This window comes from Gordonia malaquae (genome assembly GCF_037148075.1).
GTDB lineage: Bacteria > Actinomycetota > Actinomycetes > Mycobacteriales > Mycobacteriaceae > Gordonia > Gordonia malaquae.
Map to the genome: position 1 here is coordinate 413,829 of NZ_JBBCUB010000001.1, position 12,949 is coordinate 426,777.

The window sequence follows — 12,949 nt, forward strand, 5'->3', positions numbered from 1 at the left end:
TCGTGCGGTGTCGGACGGGTCTGTGTCGGTGGATTACGCGGAGTTGGATGCGCGGTCGTCGGCGGTGGCAGCGTCGTTGCGGGCCACCGGTGTCCTTCCGGGAGATCTCGTCGCGGTGGCGACGGGTCGTGGTGTCGACCTCGCGGCGTCGATCCTGGGTGTCCTCAAGGCGGGTGCGGGGTACCTGCCGCTGGACACGACCAATCCGGAGGATCGTCTGCGGTTCATCGTGGAGGATGCGTTGCCGTCAGCGGTGATCGTCGACGGTGAGACGGCTGGTCTGGATCTGTGGTTGTCGCTTCCGCCGCAGGTGGTTGTCGTTTCGGTCGACGACCTGGTGTCGCAGGGGACAGGTGTCTCGTTCGCCGCGGCGCCGGTCTCGGCGGACGCACGTGCGTACGTGATCTACACGTCCGGTTCGACGGGGCGGCCCAAGGGCGTGGAGGTGACGCACCGGGACGTCGTGACGTTGATGGACTCGGCGGCCGGCGACTTCGATTTCCGGTCGTCTGACGTGTGGACGATGTTCCATTCGTACGCGTTCGATTTCTCGGTGTGGGAGCTGTGGGGGCCGCTGCTCTCCGGTGGCGCCCTGGTGATCGTGGATCGTCTGCTGGCGCGGGATCCGGTCGCGTTCCTGCGGTTGTGTGCGGACGAGGGTGTGACGGTGTTGTCGCAGACTCCGTCGGCGTTCTACCAGTTCGCGCAGGCTCGTCGGGAGGCCGGCCCGCTGGAGCTGGCGTTGCGGTATGTCGTTTTCGGCGGCGAGGAGCTCAACTTCGAGTACGTCCGGCGTTGGTTCGACGATTTCCCCGCCGACCCGGCGGTCCTTGTGAACATGTACGGCATCACCGAGACGACGGTGCATGTGACGTTCCGTGAGCTCGATCCGGCGACTGTTCGTGCTGACGACCCTTCGTTTGTGGGTCGTCCGTTGGCGTCATTGGGCTTGCACGTCTTGGATTCGCGGTTGCGGCCGGTGCCGGCTGGTGTTGTCGGTGAGATGTATGTGACCGGTGGTCAGCTGGCGCAGGGGTATCTGAATCGGCCGGGGCTGTCGTCGGAGCGGTTCGTGGCGAATCCGTTCGGCCCGGACGGGTCGCGGATGTACCGGACCGGTGACCTCGCTAAGCGCGTCGGCGACGATGTCGTGTATCTGGGTCGCGGCGATTCGCAGGTGCAGTTGCGCGGCTATCGCATCGAGTACGGCGAGATCGAGGCCGCGATGCTGACCGCGGCCGGCGTGACCGGTGCTGCGGCATCGGTGGTGGAGATGGCGGGCCGCGGGGAGCAGCTCGTCGGGTACGTGGTGCTCGGTGAGGGTGCGGAACTGGATTCGTCGGCCGTTCGGGCGAGTGTGGGGCGTGCTGTCCCGGCCTATATGGTTCCGGACCTGGTCGTCGCCGTCGACGGATTGCCGTTGACGGGGAACGGCAAGCTCGATCGTGCGGGGTTGCCGGTGCCTGATGTCGGTGACGTGCACGAGGAGTTCGTGGCACCTGCTGATTCTCGTGAGGCCGCGGTCGCCGCTGTCTTCGCGGAGGTGTTGGGTCTCGAGCAGGTCGGTGTGACGACGAGTTTCTTCGATCTGGGCGGCAATTCGTTGTCTGCGACGCGTCTTGCGGCGCGGTCGGCGGACGTGCTGGGCTCTGCGGTGTCGGTGCGTGATGTGTTCGCGGCTCCGACGGTGCGGGATCTGGTCGTCGCGACGGCGGGCAATGCCGCAGCGTTGCCGCCGGTGACCGCTGTGGTCCCGCGTCCCGACGTGATCCCGCTGTCGTTCGCGCAGACCCGCATGTGGTTCATCAACCAGCTCGAACCCGGCACCGCGACGTACAACATCCCGGCGCTGCTGGCGATCACCGGCGACCTGGACGTCGACGCGTTGCGCGCTGCGCTCGCCGACGTCGTCGCACGCCACGAGACCCTTCGCACCACGTATCCGTCGCATCGCGGTGAACCGCGCCAGCAGGTCCACGACCTCGCCGAGATCTCTGCGAGACTCGACTTCGCCATCGTCGATCGGGACGGCGTGGAGCAGGCGATCACGTCCGGCTTTGACGTGACGACCGACTGGCCGGTGCGAGTCCGATGGTCACCCGCGGACGGCGTCCTCGCCGTCATCGTGCACCACATCGCGACAGACGGCGAATCGATGCCGCCGCTCGTCGCCGACGTGCTCGCCGCCTACGTGGCACGGGCGCAGGGCGTCGCGCCGGTCTTCTCGCCGCTCCCGGTGCAGATGGCCGACGTCGCGATCTGGCAGCACGACGTGCTCGGCTCCGCCACCGATCCCTCGTCGGTGGTCTCCGACCAGCTCGGGTTCTGGCGCGAGCAGCTCGACGGACTTCCCGACGTGCTCGAACTGCCCGCGGACCGGCACCGTCCGGCCGTCGCGTCCGGTGTCGGGTCCGTGGTCGACTTCGCGATCGACGAGGCCCTCGCGAAACAGATCACCGACGTCGCCGCGCAGCGCGGCGCCACCCCGTTCATGGTCCTGCACGCGGCGCTCGCCGTGCTCCTCGCCCGACTGTCGGCCACCGACGACATCGCTGTGGCGACACCGGTCGCCGGCCGTGGTCAGGCCGAGTTGGACGGCTTGGTCGGCATGTTCGTGAACACGCTGATCCTCCGCACCTCGGTCGACACGGCGAGGGGCTTCGCCGACCTGCTCGACCAGGTCCGCGCCGCCGACCTCGACGCGCTCGCGAACGCCGACGTGCCGTTCGAGGCCGTCGTCGAAGCGGTGAACCCGACCCGATCGCAGGCGTTCGCGCCGCTCGCCCAGGTCTTGCTCACCTTCGAACAAGGTGTATCGGGAGCATCGGGCGCCACGTCGCTTCCCGGCCTCACCGTGGAGCCGGTGATGCTGACCGACCTACCCGCCCAGCGCGACCTGACGATCACCGTCAGCGACCGCGGCGTCGGCGACTGGCATGGCCAGGTCGTCTACGCGCGCGACCTGTTCGACCCGGCGACCGTGGAACTGTTCGTGGCCCGCCTCACCACGATCCTCCGCGAATCACTCCGAGATGTGAACGGTCCGGTCGGCGACGTCGACCTCGTGACCGACGCCGAGCTCTGGACGCTGTCCGACGCGTCCGAGGGACACGTCGTGGACGTGCAGCGCATCGTCGAATCCGAGCCCGACGTCGCCAGTCTGCTCACCGCGGACGGCCGAGCGTCCGTCGCCGAGGCAGTCGAGGCGGGACTCGCCGTCGACGCCGCGCGTCCCGCGGTCGTCTTCGGCGACCGTGAGGTCTCGTCTGCAGAGTTCCGCGCCCGCGTCAACGTGCTCGCGCGCCGCCTCATCGGCGAAGGCGTCGGTCCCGACGTCGCGGTCGGCGTGTGCATCGACCGCAGTGTCGAGATGCTCACCGCCATCCACGCGATCGTGGTGGCAGGCGGACAGTACGTGCCCATCGACACGAACGCACCGGCCGAACGCGCGCGCTACATGCTCGAGACGGCGGGCGCCACGACCCTCCTGGTGAGCGACCCCGCAGAGGTCTCCGATGTGATCGTCGGCGCCGCCGAGGCAGGCGCACGTCTGATCCGCGTGGAGCAGACCACCGACGTAGACCTGGACACTCCGCCGGTCACCGACGTCGAGCGGAGCGCCCCGATCCGCCCCGACTCGGCCATGTACACGCTCTTCACCTCGGGCTCCACCGGGCGCCCCAAGGGCGTCACGGTGACGCACCGAGCGGCGCTCAACCGCCTCGTGTGGATGCGCGACGACTACCCGATCGACCACAACAGCGTGTTCCTGCAGAAGACGCCGATCACGTTCGACGTGTCGGTGTGGGAGCTGTTCCTGCCCGCGATAGTGGGCGCACAACTCGTGATCGCCGAGCCGGGGCGACACGGTGAACCCGACTACGTCGCCGACCTGATCCGGTCGACGGGCACGTCGGTCGTTCACTTCGTGCCGTCCATGCTGTCGGCGTTCAACGACGTCGTCGGAGCGTCGCTGAGCACGTTGGAGTCGCTGCGCCTGGTGTTCACCTCGGGCGAAGCGTTGACGGCGGCGGCCGCGGCGCCGCTGTTCGCGGCGTTGCCGAACGTGGAGCTGCACAACCTCTACGGGCCTACGGAGGCCGCCGTCGACGTGACGGCGCACCGGGTGGCACCGTCGGACGACGTGGTCCCGATCGGCCGACCCGTCGCGAACACCACCACATGGGTCCTGGACCACCGTCTTCAGGCGGTCCCCGAAGGTGTTCCGGGAGAGCTGTATCTCGGCGGCGTCCAATTGGCGCGCGCCTACGCCGCACGCGCCGACCTCACCGCCGAGCGGTTCGTCGCGAATCCGTTCAGCGAGGACGGCGACCGCCTCTACCGCACCGGCGACCTGGTCCGGTGGGACGCGGGCCGTATCGAATACCTGGGCCGCACCGACTTCCAGGTGAAGCTGCGCGGCCAGCGCCTCGAACTCGGCGAAGTCGAGGCCGTCGTCGCATCGGCTCCGGGTGTCGTCCACGCTGCGGCGACCGTCGTCAACACCGGTGCAGGACAGGTGCTCGTCGGCTACATCGCACCGTCGACCGTTGATCTCGACGCGGTGATCGCCACCGTCGACCAGGCGCTTCCCGAGTACATGCGCCCGACGCACTGGGTGAGCATCGACGCGATGCCGCTCAACTCGGCAGGCAAGGTCGCACGCCGGGAACTGCCCGAACCCGAGTTCGGGACCGTCGACGCCGTCGAGCCCGCCACTGCGGACGAGGCGACCATCGCGCAGGTGTTCGCCGAGATCCTCGGCCTCGAGACCGTGTCGGTCACCGCGTCGTTCTTCGATCTCGGCGGCAACTCGCTCGCCGCGACTCGGATCGCCGCGCGGGTGGGGGAGGCGCTCGGCGTCGACGTCTCAGTCCGTGACGTGTTCGATGCGCCGTCGGTCAGAGAACTGGCCACCGCTGTCGCGGGCCTGGCGCCCGCACTTCCACCGGTCACCGCCGTGTCGCCGCGTCCCGCGCACATCCCGCTGTCGTTCGCCCAGCAGCGCATGTGGTTCATCAACCAGTTCGACCCGGACGTCGCGACATACAACATCCCGTCGGTGATGCGGCTGCGAGGGCGCCTCGACGACACGGCATTGCGTGCCGCGTTCGTGGCGCTGGTCGAACGCCACGAGATCCTGCGCACCACGTTCCCGTCCGTCGACGGAACACCCGCCCAGGTGATCCACCCGGTCGGCGACATCGCCGCGAAGCTCGATTTCGAGGTCGTCGCGAGCCGCGCGGAGCTCGAGGCCGCTGTGGGAACCGGATTCGACGTCACCGTCGACTGGCCGCTGCGTGTGCGCATCTGGCACGTCTCCGCCGACGAGTGCGTGCTCGCCGTCGTCGCACACCACATCGCGGCAGACGGTGAATCGACCGCACCGCTGATCACCGACGTCCTCACCGCGTACGCGGGTGCGCCGTTCTCGCCGCTGGACGTGCAGTTCGCCGACTACGCGATCTGGCAGCACGAGTCGCTCGGCGACCCGTCCGACACCACGAGCGTCGCCGGACGACAACTCGACTACTGGCGGACACAGCTCGCGGGACTTCCGGACGTCCTTGATCTGCCTGCGGACCGTCCACGCCCGCAGACCGCGTCGCAGTCGGGCGCTCATTCGTCGTTCACTGTGCCCGCGGAGCTCGCGTCGCGCATCGAGTCGATCGCGTCGACCACGGGCACCACCCCGTTCATGGTTCTGCACGCAGCGCTCAGCGTGCTCGTGTCGCGTCTCACCGCGACCGACGACATCGCCGTCGCCACCCCTGTCGCCGGTCGTGGACAAGCTGCTGTCGATCCGCTGATCGGCATGTTCGTGAACACGTTGGTTCTGCGGTCCCGCATCGACCCGACTGCGTCGTTCGCCGAGCTCCTCGCACAGGTCCGAGTCACCGATCTCGATGCGTTCGGCAACGCCGACGTGCCGTTCGAAGTGATCGTCGACGCCGTCGACCCCGTCCGCAGCGAGGCGTTCGCGCCGCTGGCCCAGGTGATGCTCGGTCTCGACCAGCAGCGCGCCGGCGACGTCATCGAGGCGCCCGGCGGCCTGACCGTGGAACCTGTCGACCCGCCGTCGATCGCGGCACAGCTGGACCTCGCCGTCCACGTCGCCGCGGCTCCCGAGTCCGACTGGGTCGGAACTCTGGTATACGCCACAGATCTCTTCGACGCCGCCACGATGGACCGGTTCGGCAGTCGGTTCGTCCGACTCCTCGACGGACTCTGCGCCGATCCCGATGCGGCGATCGCCGATGCGCCGATCATCGACGACGCAGATCGGGCGACCGCCGTCGCCGGCGGCGTCGGACCGGCAGTGGATGTCGCGGACTCGACACTCGCCGACGCCGTCGCAGCCCAGATCGAACGGACACCGGACGCGACGGCCGTCGAGTTCGAGGGGCGGAGTGTCTCGTACGCCGAACTCAGCTCACGAGTGTCGACCCTGGCGCGCGACCTCATCACAGCGGGCGTCGGACCGGACACCGCCGTCGCGATCTGCATCGACCGCGGCGTCGAGATGATGGTCGCGATCCACGCGGTGATCGCGGCGGGCGGCCAGTACGTGCCCGTCGACACCGCCGCGCCGACCGACCGCGCGCGGTACATGATCGAGACGTCACAGGCCCGGGTCCTCCTCGTCGCGGCAGACAACCCGGTCACCGACGTCGTCTTCGCCGCGGCGGAGTCGGGCGCACGCCTGATCAGGGTGGACGCGCGAGGTCCCGTCGACGATTCGACGCCACCGGTCTCAGACTCCGAACGCGTGTCGGCGTTGCGGCCGGACAACGCGGCGTACACGCTGTTCACCTCCGGCTCCACGGGCCGTCCGAAGGGCGTCACCGTGTCCCACCGGGCAATCCTCAACCGGCTGCGGTGGGGCCTGGCGGAGTTCGCATGGTCGGACGACGACCGAGTGGTCCAGAAGACGCCGTACACGTTCGACGTGTCGGTGCCCGAACTGTTCGGACCGCTGGTCGCCGGCGCGACAGTGATCGTCGCCCGCCCAGGCGGGCACACCGATCCCGACTACATCACCGACCTGCTCGAGCAGTCCGCGGCGACGTCCGTGCACTTCGTGCCGTCGATGCTGGCCGTGTACCTCGACGTGACCGCACAGGAGCGGCTCGACCGTCTCACGTCGCTGAAATGGCTGTTCGCCTCCGGTGAGGCACTGCCTCCGGCCGTTGTTGCTCGCGCACATCGCGCGCTGCCGAACGTCGGCATCCACAACCTGTTCGGACCGACAGAAGCCGCAGTCGAGGTCACCTGGGCAGACGTCACCGACGCGCCCGAGCTCGTCACGATCGGTCGGCCCGTGTGGAACACGTCCGCCCACGTCCTCGACGCGCGTCTGCGGCCTGTGCCCGAAGGCGTCCCCGGTGAGCTGTACCTCGGCGGAGCCCAGGTGGCGCGCGGCTACGCCGCGCAGCCGGGACTGTCGGCCGAACGCTTCGTCGCAGATCCGCTCGGCGAGCCCGGCTCGCGCCTGTACCGAACCGGCGACCTGGTGCGCAGGACATCCGGCGGCGACATCGAGTACCTCGGACGCACCGACTTCCAGGTGAAATTGCGTGGTCAGCGCATCGAGCTCGGGGAGATCGAATCCGTGCTGGCGGCTGCGCCCGGCGTGGTCCACGCTGCGGCCACCGTTGCGACGGCGCCGACCGGTGCGGAGCACCTCGTCGCCTACATCTCGCCGGCCACCGTCGACCTCGATGCGGTACGCGACGCCGTCGCGCATCGTCTGCCCGAGTACATGCGGCCGTCTGTCTGGACGGTTCTGGAGGACATCGCTCTCAACTCGGCGGGCAAGATCGACCGCCGCGCTCTGCCGCAGCCCGACTTCACGGTCGACGAGGCCGAATACGTCGCCCCAGTCGGCGATGTCGAGACACGTCTCGCCGCGGTTGTCGCAGGCGTCATGGGACTCGAGAAGGTCAGTGTCACCGAGAGCTTCTTCGCGCTCGGCGGCGACTCGATCATGTCGATTCAGTTGGCGTCCGCCGCGCGTGCCGCGGGACTCGACCTCTCGCCCCGCGAGATCTTCGAGCACCGTACCGTCCGCGACATGGCGGTGGCAGTCGGCGCCGGCGCAGCAGTGGCCCCGATGCTTCCGGAACTGCCCGGTGCGGGCCGCGGCGCTGCCGTGATCCCACCCGTCGTGTCGTGGATGATCGAACACGCCGAGACTCCGAGCGACTTCGCGGACTTCTCTCAGACCGCCGTCGTCACCGCACCCGAGAATCTGGATCGGGCCGATCTCGAACGACTCCTCGATGCGGTCGTGACCGCACATCCGATGTTGTCTGCGCAGCTCAGCGATGCGTCCGGTATGTGGGAGCTGACAGCGGGCACTGAGTTCGCCCCGTCCGCAGCGGTGACGCAGCAACGGGTCGACGCGGTGGTCGGCACGGCCGACTACAACGCAGAGCTCCTGCGGGCGCACGCGGGAGCAGCCGGGCGACTGGACCCGGCGGCCGGCGCACTTGTGCAGGCCGTCCACGTCGTGGATCCGAGTGGTGCGGGCCGGGTGGTCCTGGTGATCCACCACCTGGGCGTCGACGCCGTGTCGTGGCAGTCCGTCATCGAAGATCTCGTCACCGGGTGGGCGCAGTTCACCGAGACGGGGTCGTTCGATCTCCGCCCGGAGGGCACCTCCGCCCGTGCGTGGTCCGCGGCTCTCGCCGACCAGGCCCATGACCGGAACTCCGAGGTGGAGTACTGGCTCGATCGAGTGCCCACTGCGCCGACCTCGTTCGGAAGTCCGCTCGATCGGACGCGCGACCGCGAGGCGACCGCCGAGAACGTCCTTCACACCCTGCCTGTCGAGCTCACCGAGAAGATCCTCGGCGCAGTGCCAGAGGCCCTCGGCGGCAGCGTCGACGACGTTCTGCTCGGTGCGCTCGCGCGTGCCGTCCGCGGATGGCAGAACGACCGCGGAATCGCCGACCACGGGCCCGTCGGAGTGCTTCGCGAAGCGCACGGTCGTACCGAGGAACTCCTCGCGACCGGGCCGCGGCCCCATCGCGCCGACCTGTCACGCACCGTCGGCTGGTTCACGACGATCGCGCCGATGATCGTCGACCCGTCCACCGACGTCGTCCACGCGATGAAGGCGGCTAAGGAGGAACGTCTCGGAAGGCCCGACGCCGGAGTCGGGTTCGGTCTGCTCCGCTACCTCGCCGACACCGACCTCGCACAGCGTCCACTGCCGTCGATCCTGTTCAACTTCCTCGGCGCGGGCACAGCAGGCTCTCCCGCGCCGGCGGTCGAACTGCCTTTCATGAGCACCGACTCGCCTGCCTTCCCCGCGACTGTCAGCGGCGGCATGGTGTCACTGGCCGCGTTGACGATCAATGCGGGCACGTCGTCGAGCGCGGACGGTCGTGCCGTCTGGGCCGACTTCCGCTTCCCGAACGCGGTGCTCGACGCGGACGACGTACGCAACATCGCACGCCGCTGGGAGAACGAACTCGCCGCGGCCGCCGCCATCGTCGACGACGGCACCGCCCTCGGCCTGTCACCGTCCGACGTTCCGGGTGCGCGACTGACCCAACACGACCTCGATGTGCTCTCCGCCGCCCACCCCGGCGCGGACATCTGGTCGCTTGCGCCCCTGCAGCGTGGCCTGTACTTCCAATCGCAGTTCACCAGTGATGATGCCGTCGACGTGTACGTCGTGCAGACCGTCCTCGAACTCGGCGGTCGGATCGACACCGACAGGCTCCACGACGCGGCCCGTGCGCTGCTCGCACGTCATCGAGTTCTTCGATCCGGCTACGTGCCGGTCCCGAGCGGTGAAGTCGTGGCCGTGGTCGATCCGATCGTCGAGCCGGGATGGACCGAGATCGACCTCGGCGAGGCCGCACCCGAATCGGTCGCCGCAGCCATCGACGAGATCCGGGACGCCGAACGTCTTCGGCCGTTCGACCTCGCATCACCGCCTCTCCTGCGTGTTGTGCTCGTGCGTCACGGCGGCGTCGCGACGCTTGTCGTCACCAATCACCACATCCTGCTCGACGGCTGGTCGGGCCCGCTCGCCATGGCGGATCTGCTCGCCCTCTACGCCACCGGGGACACGTTCACAGCTCAGCAGTCGGTCGGGACGGTTGGCGACTTCGCGGACTTCCTGGCACTGCTCGCCGAGCGAGACCGGGCGGCAGGCGTCCAGGCCTGGCGGGAGCTCCTCAGCGCGGTCGAGGGGCCGACACTCGTCACCACCGACGCCAAAGTCACGGCAGACAGTCAGCCGGAGGAGGTCGGAGTTGTTCTCGACGCCGAGGCCTCCGGTGCCGTCGAGGCGGCGGCTCGTGAGCACGGTGTCACGTTCGCGACAGTTCTCCAGTTCGCCTGGGGCGTCCTGCTGTCACGGCTCACCGGAAACCAGGTCGTCACCTTCGGTGAGACGGTGTCAGGCCGGCCGAGTGACTTGGCCGGTGTCGATTCGATGCTCGGACTGTTCATCAACACGCTTCCAGTCGTCGTGGACCTCGATCCGTCGAAGTCGATCGGCGACGCACTCGCGGCCTTGCAGCACGACAAGGTGTCGGTGCTCGATCACCAGCACCTGGGACTTCCGGAGATTGCGGCTGCAGCCGACGCCGTGATCGGATTCGACACTCTCACCGTCCACGAGTCGTACCCCGTCGACGCCGACTCGCTGTCGACGGCCGATGCGGCGCTGACCGGCGGACTGGATATCCGCCATGCACAGTTCAGCGACGCGACGCACTACCCGCTGACGATGTTGACGGCGCCCTACGAGGACGGGTACGTCGTCAAGATCAAGTACCTTCCGTCCGCGTTCGACCGCGACCAGGCTCAGACGTTGGTCGATGCAGTGGTCCGTGTGCTGCACCATGTTGCCGCAGACCCGCACGCGGACCTCGTCGATATCGATCTCACCACCGCGGATGAGAAGGATGCGTTGATCGCCGCGGCGAGCGGCTCGGTCGTCGACATCGTTGAGGAGTCGGTTGCCGACGCCGTCGCAGCTCAGATCGTCGAGACTCCCGACGCGACCGCGGTGATGTTCGAGGAGCGGGAAGTCTCGTACGCCGAACTCGGCGACCGCGTCAACAGCCTCGCCCGCGACCTCATCGCCCTAGGCGTGGGACCCGACGTCGCAGTCGGCGTGTGCATGGACAGGAGCGTCGAGATGATCGTCGCCGTGCATGCGGTCGTCACGGCGGGTGGACAGTACGTGCCGATCGACACCCAAGCACCGACCGACCGTGTGCGGTTCATGCTCGAAACGTCCGCTGCGCGAGTGCTCCTGGTCGACTCGACCGCGTCACCGGTCGATGCGGTCTCCGCCGCTGCTGAACTGGGCATCCGGATGGTCCGCGTCGACTCGTCGGGCCCCGTCCTCACGTCGAGTCCCGTCACAGCCTCCGAGCGCCGCGGAACGATCATGCCGGACACGGCGCTCTACACTCTCTTCACCTCGGGTTCCACGGGGCAGCCCAAGGGCGTGACGGTCTCCCACAGTGCCGTGCTCAACCGACTGCGCTGGGGTCTGTCCGCGTTCGCGTGGACGGCGGGAGATCGGATCGTTCAGAAGACGCCGTACACGTTCGACGTGTCCGTGCCCGAGCTCTTCGGTCCGCTCATGGCAGGCTCGGCCGTGGTGGTCGCGTCGCCGGGCGGTCACGCTGACCCGAGGTACATCGCGTCGCTCATCGCGACGTCGTCGGCCACATCTGTTCATTTCGTGCCGTCGATGCTGTCGGTGTTCCTCGACGTCGTCGACGCGGCGACGCTCGGTTCGCTGACCTCACTCAAGTGGCTCTTCGCTTCCGGAGAAGCGCTTCCCCCGGCGACGGTCGCCGCCGCACACCGACTTCTTCCTCATGTCGAGATCCACAACCTGTTTGGCCCCACTGAGGCTGCGGTCGAGGTGAGCTGGGACGACGTATCCGATGCGCCGGCACTCGTCACCATCGGCAACCCCGTGTGGAACACCTCCCTGCTGGTGCTCGACGCGCGACTTCGGCCGGTCCCGCAGGGTGTGCCAGGTGAGCTGTACCTGGGCGGACGCCAGCTCGCTCGCGCATACGCGGGCCGCCCGGACCTCACCGCGGAACGGTTCGTCGCCGACCCGTTCGGCGACCCGGGCGATCGCCTCTACCGCACGGGTGACCTCGTGCGTCGTACGAGCGACGGCAAGGTGGAGTACCTCGGGCGAACCGACTTCCAAGTCAAACTCCGCGGCCAGCGGATCGAACTCGGCGAGATCGAGTCGGTCATCGCGGGAGCGGACGGCGTGGTGCACGCTGCGGCGACAGTCGCCAGCGCGCCGGGCGGCGGTGAACACCTGGTCGCGTACGCGTCGCCATCGACCGTCGACCTCCATGCGGTCCAGGCGGAGATCGCTGCGGCACTACCCGAATACATGCGTCCCACCGTGTGGATGCTGATCGACGACGTGGTCCTCAACTCCGCGGGCAAACTCGACCGCCGTGCTCTGCCGGAGCCGGTCTTCGCCGCGACAGCCGATGAGATGGTCGCCCCGTCGACCGACGCCGAACGCAAGGTCGCGAGACTGTTCGAGGAGATCCTCGGACTCTCCGAGATCAGCGTGACGTCGTCCTTCTTCGAACTCGGTGGCAACTCGCTTTCGGCGACCCGGATCGCCGCGCGTGTCGAGGAGGTGCTCGACGTCGAGGTATCCGTCCGTGACGTGTTCGACACGCCGACGGTGCGGGAGCTCGTGGGCGCCCTCGCCGGTCGTGTGGCTGCGTTGCCGCCGGTGACCGCTGTGGTCCCGCGGCCGGATGTGATTCCGTTGTCGTTCGCGCAGACTCGCATGTGGTTCATCAACCGCCTCGAACCGGAGTCGCCGGTGTACAACCTGCCGGCTGTGCTGCGCATTCGCGGAGCACTGGACGTGGACGCGCTGTACGCAGCGGTGATCGACGTCGTCGGCCGACACGAGGTGCTC

General features: G+C 68.5%; 1 protein-coding gene (running past both ends of the window). It reads left to right on the forward strand.

Every position in this 12,949-nt window falls within one protein-coding gene, locus WFK36_RS02090, for a non-ribosomal peptide synthase/polyketide synthase, read on the forward strand. The gene is 39,879 nt long; 11,372 of those nucleotides lie to the left of the window and 15,558 to its right, leaving coding positions 11,373-24,321 in view — codons 3,791 (partial) to 8,107 (complete); the first codon wholly inside the window starts at window position 2. The start codon and the stop codon both lie outside this window.